Annotated in this window: 26 protein-coding genes and 1 pseudogene; 19 read left to right on the forward strand and 8 right to left on the reverse strand. The window is 54.6% G+C overall.

Going from position 1 to position 17,721, the window contains the following annotated elements; genetic code table 11:
* A partial coding sequence (locus R7127_RS11895) for a hypothetical protein (protein WP_170868628.1) occupies positions 1-330 on the reverse strand: 330 nt, incomplete at its 3' end.
* Between the two features lie 326 nt (positions 331-656).
* Between R7127_RS11895 and R7127_RS11900 the strand changes: the two genes are divergently transcribed.
* The 3 genes and pseudogenes from R7127_RS11900 to R7127_RS11910 all read left to right on the forward strand — a co-directional run.
* Positions 657-1,394 carry a recombinase family protein gene (locus R7127_RS11900; protein ID WP_001366550.1) on the forward strand — a complete coding sequence of 246 codons (738 nt, stop codon included), beginning with the start codon at positions 657-659 and terminating at the stop codon, positions 1,392-1,394.
* The gene (locus tag R7127_RS11905) at positions 1,391-1,615 is read left to right on the forward strand and encodes a hypothetical protein (protein WP_000743213.1); all 225 of its coding nucleotides are present in this window, start codon (positions 1,391-1,393) and stop codon (positions 1,613-1,615) included. The genes R7127_RS11900 and R7127_RS11905 overlap by 4 nt, the downstream gene beginning before the upstream one ends.
* A gap of 210 nt (positions 1,616-1,825) precedes the next feature.
* Positions 1,826-2,035 (forward strand): annotated as a pseudogene (locus R7127_RS11910) (IS91 family transposase); the annotation flags it as partial.
* Here R7127_RS11910 and tet(A) read toward each other — a convergent pair.
* Positions 1,981-3,180 carry a tetracycline efflux MFS transporter Tet(A) gene (tet(A), locus tag R7127_RS11915; RefSeq protein ID WP_000804063.1) on the reverse strand — a complete coding sequence of 400 codons (1,200 nt, stop codon included), beginning with the start codon at positions 3,178-3,180 and terminating at the stop codon, positions 1,981-1,983. The pseudogene R7127_RS11910 and the gene tet(A) sit on opposite strands and share 55 nt — an antisense overlap.
* 105 nt (positions 3,181-3,285) lie before the next feature.
* Here tet(A) and tetR(A) point away from each other — a divergent pair, with 105 nt between their 5' ends.
* Positions 3,286-3,936, forward strand: a complete 651-nt coding sequence (gene tetR(A), locus R7127_RS11920) for a tetracycline resistance transcriptional repressor TetR(A) (RefSeq protein WP_000164043.1) — start codon at positions 3,286-3,288, stop codon at positions 3,934-3,936.
* Positions 3,937-3,967: 31 nt separating this feature from the next.
* Here tetR(A) and R7127_RS11925 read toward each other — a convergent pair whose 3' ends face one another.
* The 4 genes from R7127_RS11925 to sul2 form a co-directional block, all read right to left on the reverse strand.
* Positions 3,968-4,210, reverse strand: a complete 243-nt coding sequence (locus R7127_RS11925) for a transposase (protein WP_000844627.1) — start codon at positions 4,208-4,210, stop codon at positions 3,968-3,970.
* A 305-nt stretch (positions 4,211-4,515) separates the two neighbouring features.
* Positions 4,516-5,352: an aminoglycoside O-phosphotransferase APH(6)-Id gene (locus tag R7127_RS11930; protein WP_000480968.1), complete on the reverse strand. Its 837-nt coding sequence runs from the start codon at positions 5,350-5,352 to the stop codon at positions 4,516-4,518.
* Positions 5,352-6,155, reverse strand: coding sequence for an aminoglycoside O-phosphotransferase APH(3'')-Ib (gene aph(3'')-Ib / locus R7127_RS11935; protein WP_001082319.1), 804 nt, complete (start codon positions 6,153-6,155; stop codon positions 5,352-5,354). Before aph(3'')-Ib ends, R7127_RS11930 begins: the two co-directional genes overlap by 1 nt.
* 60 nt (positions 6,156-6,215) lie before the next feature.
* Positions 6,216-7,031, reverse strand: coding sequence for a sulfonamide-resistant dihydropteroate synthase Sul2 (gene sul2, locus R7127_RS11940; protein WP_001043260.1), 816 nt, complete (start codon positions 7,029-7,031; stop codon positions 6,216-6,218).
* A 306-nt stretch (positions 7,032-7,337) separates the two neighbouring features.
* On the opposite strand from sul2, the gene R7127_RS11945 reads away from it, so the two are divergent.
* From R7127_RS11945 to R7127_RS11960, 4 genes are all read left to right on the forward strand, one after another.
* The gene (locus R7127_RS11945) at positions 7,338-7,649 is read left to right on the forward strand and encodes a hypothetical protein (protein ID WP_000338945.1); all 312 of its coding nucleotides are present in this window, start codon (positions 7,338-7,340) and stop codon (positions 7,647-7,649) included.
* 173 nt (positions 7,650-7,822) lie between these two features.
* Entirely contained in the window at positions 7,823-8,608 is a 786-nt protein-coding gene (locus R7127_RS11950; protein WP_001151304.1) for a ParA family protein, read from the forward strand.
* 3 nt (positions 8,609-8,611) lie between these two features.
* On the forward strand, positions 8,612-9,793 hold the full coding sequence (locus R7127_RS11955; protein WP_001207227.1) for a ParB/RepB/Spo0J family partition protein: 1,182 nt from the start codon (positions 8,612-8,614) through the stop codon (positions 9,791-9,793).
* A gap of 48 nt (positions 9,794-9,841) precedes the next feature.
* Positions 9,842-10,114, forward strand: coding sequence for a helix-turn-helix domain-containing protein (locus R7127_RS11960; RefSeq protein WP_000703827.1), 273 nt, complete (start codon positions 9,842-9,844; stop codon positions 10,112-10,114).
* A gap of 52 nt (positions 10,115-10,166) precedes the next feature.
* Here R7127_RS11960 and R7127_RS11965 read toward each other — a convergent pair whose 3' ends face one another.
* Positions 10,167-10,802, reverse strand: a complete 636-nt coding sequence (locus R7127_RS11965) for an N-6 DNA methylase (RefSeq protein WP_000074431.1) — start codon at positions 10,800-10,802, stop codon at positions 10,167-10,169.
* A 91-nt stretch (positions 10,803-10,893) separates the two neighbouring features.
* Positions 10,894-11,037, reverse strand: a complete 144-nt coding sequence (locus R7127_RS11970) for a hypothetical protein (protein ID WP_000939033.1) — start codon at positions 11,035-11,037, stop codon at positions 10,894-10,896.
* A 318-nt stretch (positions 11,038-11,355) separates the two neighbouring features.
* Here R7127_RS11970 and R7127_RS11975 point away from each other — a divergent pair, with 318 nt between their 5' ends.
* The 11 genes from R7127_RS11975 (at position 11,356) to R7127_RS12025 (ending at position 17,714) form a co-directional block, all read left to right on the forward strand.
* Complete coding sequence (locus R7127_RS11975; protein WP_001125905.1) at positions 11,356-11,733, forward strand: hypothetical protein; 378 nt, start codon at positions 11,356-11,358, stop codon at positions 11,731-11,733.
* Complete coding sequence (locus R7127_RS11980; protein WP_000044824.1) at positions 11,726-12,007, forward strand: hypothetical protein; 282 nt, start codon at positions 11,726-11,728, stop codon at positions 12,005-12,007. The genes R7127_RS11975 and R7127_RS11980 overlap by 8 nt, the downstream gene beginning before the upstream one ends.
* Positions 11,982-12,656 (forward strand): thymidylate kinase, encoded by a 675-nt coding sequence (locus tag R7127_RS11985; RefSeq protein ID WP_000344151.1) that lies wholly within the window; start codon positions 11,982-11,984, stop codon positions 12,654-12,656. Before R7127_RS11980 ends, R7127_RS11985 begins: the two co-directional genes overlap by 26 nt.
* A complete protein-coding gene (locus R7127_RS11990; RefSeq protein ID WP_000566600.1) occupies positions 12,649-13,155 on the forward strand; it encodes a hypothetical protein in 507 nt (168 codons plus the stop codon). Before R7127_RS11985 ends, R7127_RS11990 begins: the two co-directional genes overlap by 8 nt.
* A gap of 5 nt (positions 13,156-13,160) precedes the next feature.
* Complete coding sequence (locus tag R7127_RS11995) at positions 13,161-13,472, forward strand: hypothetical protein (protein ID WP_002210541.1); 312 nt, start codon at positions 13,161-13,163, stop codon at positions 13,470-13,472.
* An 8-nt stretch (positions 13,473-13,480) separates the two neighbouring features.
* Complete coding sequence (locus tag R7127_RS12000) at positions 13,481-13,981, forward strand: hypothetical protein (protein ID WP_000647189.1); 501 nt, start codon at positions 13,481-13,483, stop codon at positions 13,979-13,981.
* 3 nt (positions 13,982-13,984) lie between these two features.
* Positions 13,985-15,412: a DNA cytosine methyltransferase gene (locus R7127_RS12005; RefSeq protein WP_000936896.1), complete on the forward strand. Its 1,428-nt coding sequence runs from the start codon at positions 13,985-13,987 to the stop codon at positions 15,410-15,412.
* Positions 15,412-16,068 carry a hypothetical protein gene (locus R7127_RS12010; protein ID WP_000268551.1) on the forward strand — a complete coding sequence of 219 codons (657 nt, stop codon included), beginning with the start codon at positions 15,412-15,414 and terminating at the stop codon, positions 16,066-16,068. The genes R7127_RS12005 and R7127_RS12010 overlap by 1 nt, the downstream gene beginning before the upstream one ends.
* A gap of 205 nt (positions 16,069-16,273) precedes the next feature.
* Positions 16,274-16,492 (forward strand): hypothetical protein, encoded by a 219-nt coding sequence (locus R7127_RS12015; RefSeq protein WP_000362482.1) that lies wholly within the window; start codon positions 16,274-16,276, stop codon positions 16,490-16,492.
* Between the two features lie 93 nt (positions 16,493-16,585).
* Complete coding sequence (locus tag R7127_RS12020) at positions 16,586-17,203, forward strand: hypothetical protein (protein WP_000464631.1); 618 nt, start codon at positions 16,586-16,588, stop codon at positions 17,201-17,203.
* A 232-nt stretch (positions 17,204-17,435) separates the two neighbouring features.
* Positions 17,436-17,714: a hypothetical protein gene (locus R7127_RS12025; RefSeq protein ID WP_014386427.1), complete on the forward strand. Its 279-nt coding sequence runs from the start codon at positions 17,436-17,438 to the stop codon at positions 17,712-17,714.
* Positions 17,715-17,721 lie beyond the last annotated feature (7 nt).

The raw sequence follows: 17,721 nt of genomic DNA on the forward strand, positions 1-17,721 counted from the left end.
GGTAAGCAGAGTTTTTGAAATGTAAGGCCTTTGAATAAGACAAAAGGCTGCCTCATCGCTAACTTTGCAACAGTGCCGCGCGACGAGCAGCAGCACCAGGAGCAGAAGCACGTCGAGAAAAAGCAACAGCAGATCGAGCAGCGCCCACGGCGGGCCGCTCGCATCGGATAAGTCGAAAAATCCGGCTAAAGTGGCCGAGCTGCACATCAGGCCGCGCGGTTTTCCTCCCTGATCGCCGGCGCGGTTTCTTCCTCCCTGAACCGCATGCAGACTTGCCGCCTCGGACACCCCGAGGCGGTTTTTTTTCGCCTCGCTCGAGCATCGCCGCATCCGACGATGCCGAGACGACCAGGCCGCGCACGTCGAGCTGCAGCATCGCCATTGCCGACGATGGCACCAGGTCGCCGGCGGTGGCCACCGACCTCGAGCTCGCATCGCCACATCCGACGATGCGCGCCGGCGTCGACCATCGCCAGGTCTGACGATGGCGGCCGCCCTGCCCTGGATCTCGCATCGCCATTTCTGGCGATGAGATCCACGGAGCGGCCATTTAGACCCGCCAATAACGACCCGGCCAAGATAAATCGCATGACGGCCTTTTTGGCCGGGGGTAGCATGACCGGACACTTTGCGTATGCCCAAAGGAGCCCGCAAGTATGCGCAGGACGAAGCCAGTAGCCGCGCCGATGGTGGCGCGGGTCTATCTGCGCGTCAGCACCGACGCGCAGGACTTGGAACGCCAAGAGGCGATCACTACGGCCGCGAAGGCCGCCGGCTACTACGTCGCCGGCATCTACCGTGAGAAGGCATCCGGCGCACGCGCCGACCGGCCTGAGCTGCTGCGCATGATCGGCGACCTACAGCCCGGCGAGGTGGTCATTGCCGAGAAGATCGACCGCATCAGCCGCCTACCTTTGCCCGAGGCCGAGCGCCTGGTGGCCTCGATACAGGCCAAAGGCGCACGCCTGGCCGTCCCTGGCGTGGTCGATCTATCCGACCTGGCGGCCGAGGCCCAGGGCGTCGCCAAGATCGTGCTGGAAGCCGTGCAGATCATGCTTTTTCGCCTGGCCTTGCAGATGGCCCGCGACGACTACGAGGACAGGCGCGAACGCCAGCGCCAAGGCATTGAGTTGGCCCGCCAGGCCGGGCGGTACAAGGGCCGCCGTGCTGATCCGAAGCGCCGCGCCCAAGTTGTCGCGCTGCGCAAGTCCGGCTACAGCATCAACAAGACCGCCGAGCTGGCCGGGTACAGTGCGGCCCAGGTGAAACGGATATGGGCCGAGGTCAGCCAGGCCGAAGCGAAGCAGCACGGCGCGTTCGTGGAGGACGCATTGACGGAAGCCGATGCCCTGGCCGCTGTCGGCCAGGATGAGCGCCAGGAGGAAAGGGCATGAAGAAGCCGAACCAAGACGACGAGCCGTTTTTCATCACCGAGGAGATTGCGGCCGAAATGATCGCCGGCGGCTATGAGTTCGAGCTGCCGCCCATTCCTTGCACCATCCGCCTACGCGACGTGCTGGAGCGCATGACCGATGCTGAGCTAGCATTGCAGCCGGGCGAGATCGCCGACCAGGAGCGTGAACGCTGCCGGCGCAAGCCGTGTTCAACCTCATGATCTGGTCATGGTATTTTTCATGGCACTGAGCCTGATAGTTCTTGCAAATTGTTGTCACTAAAGGGTTTTGTGTGCTTGTTTACAATCGAGTGGGAGTGACGGGCACTGGCTGGCAATGTCTAGCAACGGCAGGCATTTCGGCTGAGGGTAAAAGAACTTTCCGCTAAGCGATAGACTGTATGTAAACACAGTATTGCAAGGACGCGGAACATGCCTCATGTGGCGGCCAGGACGGCCAGCCGGGATCGGGATACTGGTCGTTACCAGAGCCACCGACCCGAGCAAACCCTTCTCTATCAGATCGTTGACGAGTATTACCCGGCATTCGCTGCGCTTATGGCAGAGCAGGGAAAGGAATTGCCGGGCTATGTGCAACGGGAATTTGAAGAATTTCTCCAAAGCCCGCGACGCAGCGCCGGCAGGCAGAGCAAGTAGAGGGCAGCGCCTGCAATCCATGCCCACCCGTTCCACGTTGTTATAGAAGCCGCATAGATCGCCGTGAAGAGGAGGGGTCCGACGATCGAGGTCAGGCTGGTGAGCGCCGCCAGTGAGCCTTGCAGCTGCCCCTGACGTTCCTCATCCACCTGCCTGGACAACATTGCTTGCAGCGCCGGCATTCCGATGCCACCCGAAGCAAGCAGGACCATGATCGGGAACGCCATCCATCCCCGTGTCGCGAAGGCAAGCAGGATGTAGCCTGTGCCGTCGGCAATCATTCCGAGCATGAGTGCCCGCCTTTCGCCGAGCCGGGCGGCTACAGGGCCGGTGATCATTGCCTGGGCGAGTGAATGCAGAATGCCAAATGCGGCAAGCGAAATGCCGATCGTGGTCGCGTCCCAGTGAAAGCGATCCTCGCCGAAAATGACCCAAAGCGCGGCCGGCACCTGTCCGACAAGTTGCATGATGAAGAAGACCGCCATCAGGGCGGCGACGACGGTCATGCCCCGGGCCCACCGGAACGAAGCGAGCGGGTTGAGAGCCTCCCGGCGTAACGGCCGGCGTTCGCCTTTGTGCGACTCCGGCAAAAGGAAACAGCCCGTCAGGAAATTGAGGCCGTTCAAGGCTGCCGCGGCGAAGAACGGAGCGTGGGGGGAGAAACCGCCCATCAGCCCACCGAGCACAGGTCCCGCGACCATCCCGAACCCGAAACAGGCGCTCATGAAGCCGAAGTGCCGCGCGCGCTCATCGCCATCAGTGATATCGGCAATATAAGCGCCGGCTACCGCCCCAGTCGCCCCGGTGATGCCGGCCACGATCCGCCCGATATAGAGAACCCAAAGGAAAGGCGCCGTCGCCATGATGGCGTAGTCGACAGCAGCGCCGGCCAGCGAGACGAGCAAGACCGGCCGCCGCCCGAAACGATCCGACAGCGCGCCCAGCACAGGTGCGCAGGCAAATTGCATCAACGCATACAGCGCCAGCAGAATGCCATAGTGGGCGGTGACGTCGTTCGAGTGAACCAGATCGCGCAGGAGGCCCGGCAGCACCGGCATAATCAGGCCGATGCCGACAGCGTCGAGCGCGACAGTGCTCAGAATTACGATCAGGGGTCTGTTGGGTTTCACGTCTGGCCTCCGGACCAGCCTCCGCTGGTCCGATTGAACGCGCGGATTCTTTATCACTGATAAGTTGGTGGACATATTATGTTTATCAGTGATAAAGTGTCAAGCATGACAAAGTTGCAGCCGAATACAGTGATCCGTGCCGCCCTGGACCTGTTGAACGAGGTCGGCGTAGACGGTCTGACGACACGCAAACTGGCGGAACGGTTGGGGGTTCAGCAGCCGGCGCTTTACTGGCACTTCAGGAACAAGCGGGCGCTGCTCGACGCACTGGCCGAAGCCATGCTGGCGGAGAATCATACGCATTCGGTGCCGAGAGCCGACGACGACTGGCGCTCATTTCTGATCGGGAATGCCCGCAGCTTCAGGCAGGCGCTGCTCGCCTACCGCGATGGCGCGCGCATCCATGCCGGCACGCGACCGGGCGCACCGCAGATGGAAACGGCCGACGCGCAGCTTCGCTTCCTCTGCGAGGCGGGTTTTTCGGCCGGGGACGCCGTCAATGCGCTGATGACAATCAGCTACTTCACTGTTGGGGCCGTGCTTGAGGAGCAGGCCGGCGACAGCGATGCCGGCGAGCGCGGCGGCACCGTTGAACAGGCTCCGCTCTCGCCGCTGTTGCGGGCCGCGATAGACGCCTTCGACGAAGCCGGTCCGGACGCAGCGTTCGAGCAGGGACTCGCGGTGATTGTCGATGGATTGGCGAAAAGGAGGCTCGTTGTCAGGAACGTTGAAGGACCGAGAAAGGGTGACGATTGATCAGGACCGCTGCCGGAGCGCAACCCACTCACTACAGCAGAGCCATGTAGACAACATCCCCTCCCCCTTTCCACCGCGTCAGACGCCCGTAGCAGCCCGCTACGGGCTTTTTCATGCCCTGCCCTAGCGTCCAAGCCTCACGGCCGCGCTCGGCCTCTCTGGCGGCCTTCTGGCGCTCCTGCTGCGGCGTCCGCTCGTGGGCCGTGGCGCGGGTCCGCGCGCCGGCCTCGTGCGCCTGGCGCTCGCGGGCGAGGTCCAGGGCGGCCGTCTTCACGTTCTGCCTTGCGCAGATGAGATAGATCTAGCGTGGACTCAAGGCTCTCGCGAATGGCTCGCGTTGGAAACTTTCATTGACACTTGAGGGGCACCGCAGGGAAATTCTCGTCCTTGCGAGAACCGGCTATGTCGTGCTGCGCATCGAGCCTGCGCCCTTGGCTTGTCTCGCCCCTCTCCGCGTCGCTACGGGGCTTCCAGGGGTCGTTTGCGGGAAGGGGCGGAATCCTACGCTAAGGCTTTGGCCAGCGATATTCTCCGGTGAGATTGATGTGTTCCCAGGGGATAGGAGAAGTCGCTTGATATCTAGTATGACGTCTGTCGCACCTGCTTGATCGCGGCCGCGATAGCTAGATCGCGTTGCTCCTCTTCTCCATCCGCGTTCCAAGCTGCGGAAAGGCACCCATAAGCGTACGCCTGGTCGAGCAGGCGACGCGGATCGACGTCCAGCGCACGAGAGAATGCGTCCGCCATCTGTGCAATGCGTCTAGGATCGAGACAAAGGTCGTCTCTGTCAGCCGGATCGTAGAACATATTGGCGGCGCCAAAGCCCACTTCACCGACCAGACCGACGGGATCTATCACCAGCCAGCCGCGACTGGAGAACATGATGTTTTCATGATGCAGATCGCCATGTAGCCCACGCAGTTCCGAGGCATTGCTCATCATTTGATCGGCTATAATCGCCGCGTGGACGTAGTCAGTTTGACAACCTGCGTTTTGATCATCGCGCGCCCGCTGAAACAAAGCTGCAAAGCGATCCCGGATCGGGAGAAGGGCAGAAGGCAGGGGTTCCTCAGATGCGGCATACAGCTTCGCCATTAGTTCCGCTGCAATTTCGGTCGCCTGGTAGTCGCCGTGCTCGGCAACGATGTGAGAGAGCATTCGCTCCCCGGCATATTCGAGCAACATCAGATTGTTCTCACGACCGAGCAACCGGACTGCTCCCCTCCCATTGCGCCATACCAGATAGTCGGCCCCGCGCAGTTCATCAGCAATGTCTTCTATAGGTTTCAATCCCTTGACGATTGCAGGAGTCCCGTCTGGCAATGAAACTTTCCAAACGAGGCTGGAAAAGGTGTCCGCAATGAGAACAGGTTGCGAAACGTGCCAATGAGCAGGAAAAACAGGCGGCATGAACATCAACCCCAAGTCAGAGGGTCCAATCGCAGATAGAAGGCAAGGCGTTCGCGGTCGGGGGCTTCGATCCCCAATACATTGAATAGGACAGCGAAGGCGCGCTCTGCTTCATCTGGCGCTGCCCAGTTCTCTTCGGCGTTAGCAATCATGAGTGCCAAATCGGCATAGCGATCTGCTGTTCCGAGCCGCCCAAGGTCGATCAGACCCGTGCATTGAAGAGTTTTAGGGTCCACCATGAAGTTCGGCATGCAGGGATCACCATGGCAAACAACCATATCGGTGCGCTCTTGGTCGAGCCGCACCGGTAGCTCTCGTTCGACACGAGCCAAAAGATCGAGCTGCGGCGTACTCTTGTCCTCGTCCGGTAAGAAGTCGGGATTGACGGCATTGCGGGACACCACATCAACGGCGCGTCCGAACATTCGCGACAGCCTGCGCTCAAACGGACATTGATCAACCGATAGGCTGTGAACAGCGCCAAGTTGCTGCCCCATTGACGGCCACGCTTTGAGCAAATCCGCTCCAGACAGATCAGCCGCCGGTACTCCCGGAATTGCCGTTATCACCAAGCATGCACCCTCCTGTTCCTCCTGCCAGTTGATGACCTCGGGGCAAGCCACACCTCGACCTTTGAGCCAAATGAGGCGGTCACGCTCTCCAGCGAGCTCACCGCGGCGGGAAGCAGGTGCGATTTTCGCGAAGGCATGCCCGTCACCACGTCGAAAAACAAAATCACCAGATTCTCCGCCTCTGACAGGCAACCAGTCAGAATGCGATTCACCAAAAAAAATATTAGTTCGATTCAATGGAGGTTCCTTCAGTTTTCTGATGAAGCGCGAATATAGAGAAATATCCCGAATGTGCAGTTAACGAATTCTTGCGGTTTCTTTCAGCGCCGCCAATACCGCCAGCCCGTCGCGCAAGGGGCGCGGCTCGTGTGTGCGGATGAAGTCAGCTCCACCTGCGGCGGCGGCAAGCTCTGCAGCGAGTGTCGCGGCCCCGACATCCCCCGGACCACGGCCTGTGAGCGCGCGCAGAAAGGATTTGCGCGAAACAGACAGAAGCACCGGCAAATCGAAGCGCAGCCGCAATTCATCGAACCGCGCCAGCACCGAGAGCGAGGTTTCGGGAGCAGCCCCCAGAAAAAACCCCATGCCGGGATCAAGGACAAGGCGGTTGCGTTTGATACCGGCACCCGTCAGCGCCGCGATGCGCGCGTCAAAGAACGCCGCAATGTGATCCATGATGTCGCCAGCGGGTGCCTCGCGCCGATCTGCCTGCCCGTCTTGCACCGAATGCATAACGACGAGTTTGGCAGATGATTTCGCCAATTGCGGATAGAACGCAGCGTCTGGAAAACCGCGAATATCATTGAGATAGGCCACACCACGCGACAAGGCATAGGCTTGCGTCGCGGGTTGATAACTGTCGAGCGAGACGGGAATGCCATCTGCCTTGAGCGCGTCCAGCACCGGCGCGATACGCGCGATTTCTGTGTCGGACGAAACAGGCGCGGCGTCGGGATTGCTGGATGCCGGACCGAGGTCGATCACATCTGCCCCCTCGGCCATCAGCTTACGCGCCTGCGCAATGGCTGCGTCTGGCGCCAGATACCGGCCTCCATCGGAGAAACTGTCCGAGGTTATGTTGACGATGCCGAAAATGATGAGCGATTTATTCATGGGGGCTTCTATAATAATAATAATCGAGCATGAGTCTCATACGGATGCTCGGGTCGAAAGGGAATCCCCAGGCGAGTAACCTGTTTGCGGTGATCCATTAGCTGCAGGAGCAGAATAGCATACATCTGGAAGCAAAGCCAGGAAAGCGGCCTATGGAGCTGTGCGGCAGCGCTCAGTAGGCAATTTTTCAAAATATTGTTAAGCCTTTTCTGAGCATGGTATTTTTCATGGTATTACCAATTAGCAGGAAAATAAGCCATTGAATATAAAAGATAAAAATGTCTTGTTTACAATAGAGTGGGATAAATGGACGCTAAAGAACTGAACCACATGATAGCTGAGGCCTACAGCCGGGATTTGCAAAAGCCTGAGCTGGTATCGTTCAAAGAGGTGAGTCGCTGGGGGCGTAAGTACGGTTTCCCCGTCGTATGCACTCTGGCCGATGAAAGTGAAGAAAAGCAGATCCACTGGGCTGCCAGTTTGCTCATTCAAGTAGCCGGTACTTGGCCGCGAGAAGATATGCCGGAATTGCTCACACCGGAACGGGGCTCCGCGCTGTTCAACGATGCGATGCAGTTATTGGCGAATGGGCTTGGAGCAGCAAATCAATTGCGCTGACAGCACAAACCTTGTCAATAAGCGGCCTTCATGGCCGTTTTTTTGTTTAAAGTTTGTTTTAACAGAACCATAATTAGATATTGCAGTATCATTTTATGATCGCTACAATCTTTCACATGTGAAAGTTTGGGGGTGGTCTTGATCACCTGCGAGAAACCAAAATAGAGGTGGGTATGGCAAAAGTAATCAGCTTCGCCAACCAGAAAGGCGGAGTGGGTAAGAGTACCCTCTGTATCCAGCAGGCCTTTTATCTGGCGTTACAGAAGAAAAAGAAAGTGCTGGTCTTGGATATGGATGGTCAGGGGAACACGTCCTCTCGACTGGCCCCCAGACGAGAGCTTGAGGATGGTGACTACGAGCCCATCCTCACAGGAACCAAAACCGCAGAGCTGTTCGCTTACGAGCTGGACGGCATTGAGGTCATGCACTGCCCTTGCGGTGCAGACCTCATTCATACGCCGAAAAACGACCCGGATCTGTTTGAGATGGAGGCTGTGCCTCTTGACCAGGCCATGAATCCGGCTCGCCATTTGGCTGAGCTGTTTGAGAACTACGACTACGTGCTGATTGATTGTCCGCCTAGCCTCGGCAGAAAGCTGGTGGCAGCGTTGGTGATGTCTACCCATGTGGCATGTCCAGTAAAGCTCTCTGGCTTCGCTGTGGACGGCGTAGAAGGTCTCCTGAACACGATTATTGGTGTGCGCGAGGCGTACAACCAAGATTTGGAGATCCTGGGCATCGTGATCAACGACATGGACCGCTCTGTCAATCACGACAAAGCCCTCAAGTCGCTGGAGAACACAGTTCCGGATCTGTTGTTTGAGAACAAAATTATGCACCGGCCTCCGCTCGATACGGCGACGACTGATGGCATCCCTGTCTGGGAGCTTCGCTATGGACATGTCGCGGCCAAAGAAGTTGAGGCGGTGTTGGAAGAACTATTAGAGAAGGTGGGCTAAGCGATGGCATTGAACAATTTAAAAGGCCTGTCCGAACTTGCTAAAGCCGCCAAAGGCAAGAAAGGCAAAGAGGTTCTTACCGTACCTGTTGACGACGTTGTATCCAAGGTCCAGGTTCGTAAGCGCTTCCGTAACATTGAAGAGCTGGCGGCAACCTTGCTGACCGAAGGGCAGCAGTCTCCGATCATCGTGTTCCCGAAGAACGAAGAAGGCAAGTTCGTCATCCAAAAAGGGGAGCGGCGTTGGAGAGCGTGTAAACACGCTGGTATCGAGACCATTGACTTGGTGGTGAATGATAAGGTCCAGAACAACTTGGACGAGACTGCTGGTGAGCTGATCGAAAACATCCAGCGGGATGACTTGACTCCGGTAGAGATTGCCGAGGCGTTAAACCTGTTTATTGAAGAAGGTTGGAAGCAAAAGGATATTGCTGATCGGCTCGGTAAGAATATCACTTTCGTATCTACGCATCTGTCGTTGCTCAAGCTACCTGACTGTGTGCGTGAGTTATACGATAATGAAGTATGTTCTGATACAGAGACCTTGAATAACCTTCGTCTCTTGTTCGATCTGAATGAAGAAAGATGTCGCGCCGTCTGCGCGGTGGCTATGTCTGACGGGATTACTCGTAAACAAAGCCGTGAGCTGCTGAATGATGCCAAACGTATCAAAGACGAAATGGAAAAAGGCCCACTGACTGGCTCCCACCAGAATGATGAGCTTGGCGCTGGCAACACCGACGAGCAATCCCTCAACTCGGGTGGGGATGGTACGTCGGAACAAACCGGGAATGACGACCTGAACCTTGCCCAGGAGGAACTGGAAGGGGGTAAAAATTCCAATGGTCAGGACGATGATGACGAAGACCCTTTGCGTGATGAAGAGGGTGAGCACAAAGATCCTGTCAAGCAGCCAGATAACAGCGGCAAGGACAAAGATGAAGAAGGCGGTGATGCTCTTCCTCCTCTGCCGAAGGACAAGGAATGGAAGAACGTCCGGGCTGACAGTTTGATTTTTGCTGTCAACGTTAACCTGGATGGCGAGACCAAACGTGGAGTCATCATGACCGACCGTGTTGCTCTGGTTCCGTCTACTGTCTGGGTTAAAACGCTCGATGGCGAAGGCAAGGAAAAGCATGTTCATGTGCCTGTGTCAGACATTGAACTCCTGAGTGTCGAAGGCTAATAAAGGAGGCCCAGCCAGAGAGGTTGGGCCTGTCAAGAACAGGTGAATATGAAGATCTCACAGGACATGAAAAGAAAATTTGCTTTGGTGAATGCCCTGTCTAAAACGGAGAAGCCAAGTCTCCAAGACCTTCACAAGGCAACAAATATTCCTGAATCAACGATCAAGAGACAGTTGTCTGCCCTGCGTGATGAGTTCGGAATGAATATCTTGTTCGTCAGGGAGTCTACCGGCGAACGAGGTGCCACCGGCTACTACATGCTGACAGACTGGGGGATCTTAGACAGGTCTTCGTTCTTGAACCGGTACGGAAAACTGTAAGGTGCCATAGAGCAGCGCATTGAATGCAAAACCCGCCAATCGGCGGGTTTTTTTATGCTGCCACGGTAGCGGCGGTTGCTGGAGGTTTTTCGGCGTAGTAGGCGATGTTCTTGGTTCGTCTGCTAAGGGTGTCTATGCCGACGATACTCAGCGTTTTGGGAGTGGTATTGCGGGACTCGAAATAATGGAATAGCTGGATCATGCAGCACTTCACCATCAACGGATCGATGTCTTCCAGGTAGATTGAGGCTTCTCTCAATGCTTCGGGACCGTGGTTCTCGATCAGGTTTTCCATCCAGTGAATGGCGTTGATGCCAGAACCACAGCAGGGCTCATAAAAGTCTGCCGAAGACTGTGAGCCAACAATGAGTGACATCAAGCGGCCAATCTCTGGAGGAGTGGGGAAGTAATTGGTGCCCTTCTTGTGGAAGCCAGACATGCTTAGGACGTAACCCAAAACATCGCTGGTGGGGTCGCGCTTAATGGCGGCAGACAGGACGTGAGAGAGCTCGAAGGCGACCGGCTGAAGTTCTTCCGGGATCTCCTCCTTGGCTGGGTATAGGCCAGTCTGCAAGTATGCCCACTGGTCAATAAAGGCCTCAACAAACCGAGATGTGCCCATTCTGTATCGGGACTGCTCGATGAGAGATAAAGCCTTGGATGTAAGTTGCTGTGTTTCTGGTGACATAAGCGCTCCAGTTTGTTCTGACGAAACATTCAAGAGGTAGAAACGAAGAACCCCGCCGAAGCGAGGTTCTTTGCTTTCCTGCCTGATCGCCTTAATGCCGAAGCAAAGACGTCTTGATAAAGTCGGGGCAACCGGACATTTCCCGGTCGATGAAGTCCTGACGTTTCGCCAGCGGCCATTTCATGAACGCCGCGAGCGGGATGCGCTTATTCGTGTTAGTATTGCCTTGCAGCATAACAAAGCTCCTTAATTGCTTGATTGTGTTGTAAGGGCTGCAACGAAGGTCGAAGAGCGATGCGGCCCTTATTTATGATTATTACAGCATCATAAAATAATATCAAGGGACAATAAAACGATACCAAGAAACAAAACTTTCACATGTGAAAGTCTCCCCGCTGTCCACCTCGCACACTCCAAACGCCCAAATAACTTGTCTATCTGCCCAAAATGGGCGCGTAAGCGTCCGATAGAAAGTAATTGTTAGTGAGATATTGACTACACGGAATATGGCTATATCATAGAATCATAAAATGATACTGTAAAAGTGATATGTATGCCAAAGCAAGCAAATCATCTCCGTTTGAAGAAACCTTGCGCCAACTGTCCATTCCGGAAGGAGGGCGCTATCGAGCTGGTCCCTGGGCGATTAGAAGGCATCATCAACGACATCGTTGAAAACGACATGACGACGTTTCATTGCCACAAGACCGTGCATTCAAAGTCAGGTGGTGAATGGGATGAAGAGGGTAACTATGCACCTTCGGGACAAGAGTCGATGTGTGCCGGTGCTGCGGCTTACTTGATGAAAATAGGCAGGCCGACAGTGGCTATGCGAATTGCCTTTGCGTTTGGTGATGCAAAGGTGTCCGACTGGGACGAAGCTCAAGAGCTGGTTGTCGAGCCTTTGGTACAAGGGGACCGAAATGAGTAAGCGATATGCGGTAGTGCCGCATCCGAAACTGAAACGAGAGTACAAAGGTCGGCTGGTCAGAACTACTCGGGTACTAAAAAACGGCTGGGGGGTGATCCCTCTAGGGGCTGTGGCAACGGTCACGCATCAGTCTCCCAAGGGATCAGAACTGACCTTTGAACCATGCGACTGCTGCGGCCTGAAAGCCATTATCAGTCATGTAAGCATGGACTCCATTGAATTTATCGAACCGATTACTGAGGAAGAAGATGGACGAGAACAAGCTCAACATTGAAACGGTCGATGGGCACAACGAGCTGGTAGTCAGCTTTTTGTCCAGAATGGTAAGCCTGAGTGACGAGGAAAAGCAGACAGTATTGTCCTGCCTTCCGGGCACCGGCAAACAAACAATCACCCAGCTCTATGAGGCGCTGCGTTCTCAAGGGCACCAGGATCTTGCAGAGAAGGTCGAACCATACCTCCAGCAGGGGGTGTTTGGGCCGATCTTCGATAACGCCAAGTCCAAGGTGTTCGTTCGGGACGAAGCGCCTTTTTTCCTCATGGATGAAAATCCTTTGAACTGGGATGACGCTAAAGCATTCAATCGCCTACGTATGAGTACGACCTGTGTTCTTGGCCGTGGCGGCTGGACTATCGGTGAGCGCTTTGATGACCGCTTTGATACCGAGGTGGGCGGAACACAGCTTATCGTCACCCAGTCACTCAACGAAAAAGGTGAGATTGAAGGAGGACTTCCTACCTCGATGTCGCTGAATGACTTTGCTGAGTTCCCTAAACAGCCAAGGCCTCCTCAAATAGTCGATTACCAGGAAGACAAGCGATACACGCTTGAGGAAGCGGAAGCTATCCCTGAGCTCGCACCAGTGGTTCAGCGTCTGAAAGAGCGCATCGAAGAGTATGAGGAGAGAAGAGCCCATGATTGACATGACATGCCGCCTCTGTGCTGGTTCCGGTGTTTATGACTTTTCCCCTTCCAAAGAAACCTGCGGTATGTGCCAAGGGCATGGGAAATTTGCTGACGCCAAAGCAATGCTGGTGGCTGCCATCGAGCTGGCAAAGAAGCAACGCGAGCCGGTCATTGAAGTGGTAATGGGGTTGGTGCTCCAGGGTGTGGATGTTAGAGGGAAGGAGCCTGGAGAGCGGTTCAAGGCTGCTCAGGCCTTTAACGCCCCAGGGCACAACCTATTACGATACGGGTGGGATGCTTGGGAGCTCTATGCCCTCCATGAGGGTGTAAGTCCAGAACTTGCATCGCTTGGCCGAAGTGTGATGCGCGAGTGGCATAGCCATTCATGGGGCCGGTTCAGTGGAGAGGTAGGCTTTAACGCCGCCGAGATCATGATCAAACAGGCCAAAGACAACCCAGAAAAAGCAGAAGAGCGCTGGGCGTTCCTGCTTAGTGAAGAATGGATGGTGGAGTAATTGTCGTGACAGAACAAACCAATAAGAAATTGATGCTGGATGAGTCTCCAGATATGCCCCTGCAATTCAAGTGGAGAAAGTTTGGTGGTGCGATTTTTACTGCCACGCAAACAATGGAGCACGTCAAGGAAGGACGTAAGCTCGGGCCGACTCCAGCAGGGATGCTACCTCAAGAAGTGTGGCTGAACCGCCTGATCGCTATGGAAGAAACCCTGCCACGAGGGAAGTTTTTTGACAGATTCCGCCGCCGCGACAAAAACGAGCAGTATGACTTGGCCGCCGATCATCTCCGTCTTGTCGGACAGAAAAAGCGATAGGGGGATAGATGAAAGCCCAGGCATACCCACCATCAGTCATTCGTAAAGGCGCTGTGTTGTACGCAGCCCTTTATTACATCTCTGATGATGATAAAGCAAAGGTCGAGGTTACAGAGTGGATAGTTCGCTCTATTCAGAAACGACGCAACTCAACCAGCGATCAACGCTATGTCAATCTTGCCCAAAAGTTAGATGGGATTACGTGGGGGAAAAGGTCACGGAAGAATGGGGACTTTGGTTGGTTGCCATCTATACCGAGCTGGTGTTTGAAGCAGTTCCGGGAAGGTGGCGAATTGCCTTTTGGCGTTTATACGACGCGACTGGCCGCTCTCAAGTTTGCGAAAGTCAGCTTGCAGGAAGAGGTCCAATATTGCGAGGCCGAGCTGAAAAAGCCTCAGACAGAAGAGGATACTCAGGAACTCCAAGAGGAGCTGGCGGAGAACCAGAGACTTCTGAAAGCTGCTGGAGCAATGGTGAAGCGCGAGCAAAACAAGAAGAAAAGAGGTTGACCAATGTTACCGATCGTCTCCCCCTCCGTAGTAACCAAACAACTTGCGTTCAATCGAGTAGGCGATAAACGCAAGGTTAGGGTTTCGTCCAACTTTTTGGATGTTATGGGGTTCAAGCCAGGTATGGGCATCGCCGTTGAGCCAGGGGAGGGGATGGGCGGTTTTTCGGTGATCCCAGCGACCGATGAACTACAGACACACCAGGTTTATCAGCGCCGGTATCAACCAAAGAGTCGCTCCAACAACCCGCTGGAAACCGTTATTGAGTTTTCTGGACAAGGGCTCATAGATAAGTGCTTCCCTCGCTATACAGAGCGTTTCCACGTCGAAATGCGAAAAGGCCGAGTAGTCTTCACTCCTGTCGCAAACAGAGCCTTTGCCATTGCGGATCGGTTCAGAAAAACCAGCCCTTTCCGTGCCTTTGTGGCATTGACTGGCGGGGTAGACATTCATGTTATGGAAGCGCTTGGCTGGAAGGCTGAGATTGTTTTGGAGCATCGTCCAGTTGAAGCCAGAGACAGAGCATCCGGGCGGAACCTGAGTGAAGTACATGCGCTCAATACGCTGGTGAACAGCTCCCCGCGTATCCTGCTGAATGAAGACATTCATCACCTGGAGCTGGATCGCCTTGGAGCCTTGCTGGCGGAGTGCCCACCAATTGGTTTGGCCCATTACTCGTTGGGGTGTGATGACCACTCAAACGCCAAAAGTCCAAGGGACAAAGAGCGTTCTCTTGAGGATCTCTCCACCATGCTCGACATGGTTTACCCGGCACTAAAACAGATCGAGGTCGTGAACCCTGCCGTCGTGCTGGTGGAAAACGTCCCGAACTTCAAAGCATCCGGAGCCGGGGCGATGATGGGAACGACACTGCGGCGGATGGGGTACTTCCTCACTGAGATGGTCTTGAACGGTCTGGATTTCGGCGCTTACCAGGGGCGAGAACGCTATTACATGGTGGCGTCGGTCTTCCCTGGGTTCGTTCCACCGAAACCTGAGCAGAGAGCTGGTGGACGATTGTGGCCGGTGATCGAGAAGCACCTCGGGGATTGTGCTGACGTCACAGTGTTGAAGTCAATTCAGGCCAGAGAGTCAACTTCTCGCAGGATGCCTGCGTTCTTGACGAGAGAAAGCACCAGTTGCCCGACCATCCTCAAGTCTCAGGATCGTGGGGTAAAGGATGCAGTGTACATCCAAGACGGTGGCCGCATTTACAAGCCATCGGTCGATCTGGTTCAGGAGTTGATGTCGATACCTGATAGCTTTGATGTTTCGTGGATGGCAAAAGAACAAGCGACAGAAACGCTTGGGCAGAGTGTGGATTACAGATTGCATTCAGCGGTCATGGCCGCAGTTCGGGATCACCTGAATGTGAATTGCGGTCGCCATACCGTGGTGCAGCACGGTATCAGAAGTAAGGAAGGTAGATAATGGCAGTCATTTACTACGGCGAGGGAACCCATGACGCCGGTTTCGTCGGGTTCCGTGTCGCACGAACAGTTGGGGTGGCGGATGATTACCGGCAGGAATACTTCTCCTTGAGAGAGTATTCCTACGCAACAGCTCACCGGCTGGCCTACAGCTTGGACCGAAAGTGGGAAGCTGAGGCAGAAGAGGTGAAGCGTCAGAATAAGACTTGTAAGCGGCGACGCAACTCCGGGCCAAACATCATTGCTGAGGGGCTGAGGGCTTATATCAGCATTGAGAACCGGAGCCGGATGGGGGTGAAGAGAACCTACTTCGCGCCTTGTTTTCTCGTCACAAAGCCAGGCTACGGCAATGGGGATATTGCTTTCAGGATTTCCACTCATGGCTACGCAGAAGCCTACGAAAAGGCGGTGGAAAAATATTGTGAGATCCATGATTTGACGGATGAGCAGTATGTTGAGTTGCTTGACCGTATGCCGAGTACAGAGGTGTTCACTGGATACCTGCTGAATGCTCTTTTAATGCGCGGCCATCGCGCTACAAAAGCTGAAATACTGAGTAAGCTGGGGGCTGAGAAGAATGAAGAGGACATTGCCAATGGCAAAGGGAAAAGCGGCCAGAACAGAGTGCGTTGCCCAGAGTATCGGTGGGCGCAATAACAGCGCCACCAGCTTTTGGGACCGTATTTTAACAGTTGAGGAGACGGCCACACTCATTGGCGTCAGGATCTCTGAGCTCAAAGACGCGGTGCGCTATCAGAAACTCCTGAAAGGGAAGGCAGCTCCAGAAGTACATTCGGTATCAGGAACTGGGAAACTGTTTTTTGATGGGCGATCCATTAAATCGTTCATAGAGGACTAACCGGTGGATCTGGATCAAAAGCAAGAACCGTGGATCAGCGTCAACGACAAGATGCCGGTCGTCGGTGTGCCTGTTCATTGCCAGCTTAAAGGATGTTGGTCGGGCAAAATTGTTGAGTACGACTTGATCCATGTTCAGGAAGATGATTGTTCGTGGCGAACGGCGGACGACAACTCGGAAGTCAGCTATGACTTCGATGTCATCACCTGGAGACCTATTTAGGTTTGGGAGTCTTGCATTATCCGGCGGTTATTGCCGTGAAAATACGGATGTTCAAACCATGTTTTATAGCAACACCTCCTTGGGGGCGGAATTATGTTTTTTGATAACAAAGTAGAATCTCACTCGCTCGTAATGGGAGCCAGCGGGAAGGGTAAATCGGTCTTGTCCGAACAAGTGCGGAAAAATGCGAGGCTGCGCGGTGATCTGCTGGTGGATACTGAAATGTACCGTGAAGGTCGAGGGTTGAAACCATACGAGCATGAGTACGCTCGTCGCTTAGTTCTGGGGCTAAGTGGACCGTTGCCGCGTGAACTGCGTGGGAAGCCGGTGACGGTTATCTCTGATGTGTCCAGGCCAAAAAAGGTAAAGCGTCAGCCAAAGCAATTTGTTAAGACCGTGAATGGCGTAACCCTTGAACGCCAATTGGTGGCCGATGCAAGAGATCAGTTGGAAATGCAAACAGGCGTCTGGCTCAAACAACCACAGCTCATCGAGCTGATGGAAGAGTCGGGCATAGACGAAACTCTGGCCGATTTTGGTGAGGCTGAAACACAGATCCGAGAAATGCTGGCGGATGCGTTGGCGATGAAACTGGTAGGACGCTCATGGCCCAAGTGTGGAGCCCTCTATAACGCGGCAGAAAAGTCCGACGTTAACTTCTCCTCCGAGCTTGATGCTGCGGCCAAAAAAGCTGGATACATGGTTCGCTAAATGGGATTTGGTGTGGACAAGATAGATCGGCAAAGTTGGCTCGTTAAATTCAGGCGAGCGAAGTGTCAGGACACTTTAGACACGATGAGGGATGCGGCCATTCGCAACTATGAAGGGAATATTCGTGTTATCGCGGATATTGTATTGGCCCATGAGGCGAGAGAGACAGAAATTGAAAAAGGGATGTTTTGTCGAATAGTTAGATAGTCTGATGGGCTATCAGGTGGTGATTATGAAAAAGAGAATACTTCATCTGCCCGTAAAAAAGATTTACTTCGATCAGATCAAATCTGGAGAAAAACCAGATGAATATCGCCTCGTTACAGACTACTGGATAAAAAGACTAGAGGGGCGCGAGTATGATGAAGTCCATGTTAAGTGTGGCTACCCAAAGGCTGGAGATATGTCCAGGATAGAGATTCGCCCTTGGCGTGGCTTCTCAAGGAGTGTTATAACGCACCCGCACTTTGGAGATTGTCCGGTTGAAGTATTCGCTATCCATGTGAATTGAATGGTGT

Origin of the sequence: Vibrio sp. 1159 (genome assembly GCF_033340395.1) — a bacterium.
GTDB classification, from domain to species: Bacteria; Pseudomonadota; Gammaproteobacteria; order Enterobacterales; family Vibrionaceae; genus Vibrio; species Vibrio alginolyticus.

Excerpts from the sequence above, each read along its gene's own strand:
- R7127_RS11970 (WP_000939033.1), bottom strand. The coding sequence starts at position 11,037 with ATGCTGCAAGGCAATACTAACACGAATAAGCGCATCCCGCTCGCGGCG.
- R7127_RS12000 (WP_000647189.1), top strand. The coding sequence starts at position 13,481 with ATGAAAGCCCAGGCATACCCACCATCAGTCATTCGTAAAGGCGCTGTG.
- R7127_RS11965 (WP_000074431.1), bottom strand. The coding sequence starts at position 10,802 with ATGTCACCAGAAACACAGCAACTTACATCCAAGGCTTTATCTCTCATC.
- R7127_RS11900 (WP_001366550.1), top strand. The coding sequence starts at position 657 with ATGCGCAGGACGAAGCCAGTAGCCGCGCCGATGGTGGCGCGGGTCTAT.
- R7127_RS11955 (WP_001207227.1), top strand. The coding sequence starts at position 8,612 with ATGGCATTGAACAATTTAAAAGGCCTGTCCGAACTTGCTAAAGCCGCC.
- R7127_RS11980 (WP_000044824.1), top strand. The coding sequence starts at position 11,726 with ATGAGTAAGCGATATGCGGTAGTGCCGCATCCGAAACTGAAACGAGAG.
- R7127_RS12005 (WP_000936896.1), top strand. The coding sequence starts at position 13,985 with ATGTTACCGATCGTCTCCCCCTCCGTAGTAACCAAACAACTTGCGTTC.
- R7127_RS12010 (WP_000268551.1), top strand. The coding sequence starts at position 15,412 with ATGGCAGTCATTTACTACGGCGAGGGAACCCATGACGCCGGTTTCGTC.
- R7127_RS11990 (WP_000566600.1), top strand. The coding sequence starts at position 12,649 with ATGATTGACATGACATGCCGCCTCTGTGCTGGTTCCGGTGTTTATGAC.
- R7127_RS12020 (WP_000464631.1), top strand. The coding sequence starts at position 16,586 with ATGTTTTTTGATAACAAAGTAGAATCTCACTCGCTCGTAATGGGAGCC.
- R7127_RS11960 (WP_000703827.1), top strand. The coding sequence starts at position 9,842 with ATGAAGATCTCACAGGACATGAAAAGAAAATTTGCTTTGGTGAATGCC.
- R7127_RS11905 (WP_000743213.1), top strand. The coding sequence starts at position 1,391 with ATGAAGAAGCCGAACCAAGACGACGAGCCGTTTTTCATCACCGAGGAG.
- R7127_RS11975 (WP_001125905.1), top strand. The coding sequence starts at position 11,356 with ATGCCAAAGCAAGCAAATCATCTCCGTTTGAAGAAACCTTGCGCCAAC.
- R7127_RS11945 (WP_000338945.1), top strand. The coding sequence starts at position 7,338 with ATGGACGCTAAAGAACTGAACCACATGATAGCTGAGGCCTACAGCCGG.
- R7127_RS11950 (WP_001151304.1), top strand. The coding sequence starts at position 7,823 with ATGGCAAAAGTAATCAGCTTCGCCAACCAGAAAGGCGGAGTGGGTAAG.
- sul2 (WP_001043260.1), bottom strand. The coding sequence starts at position 7,031 with ATGAATAAATCGCTCATCATTTTCGGCATCGTCAACATAACCTCGGAC.
- R7127_RS11985 (WP_000344151.1), top strand. The coding sequence starts at position 11,982 with ATGGACGAGAACAAGCTCAACATTGAAACGGTCGATGGGCACAACGAG.
- R7127_RS11930 (WP_000480968.1), bottom strand. The coding sequence starts at position 5,352 with ATGTTCATGCCGCCTGTTTTTCCTGCTCATTGGCACGTTTCGCAACCT.
- R7127_RS12025 (WP_014386427.1), top strand. The coding sequence starts at position 17,436 with ATGAAAAAGAGAATACTTCATCTGCCCGTAAAAAAGATTTACTTCGAT.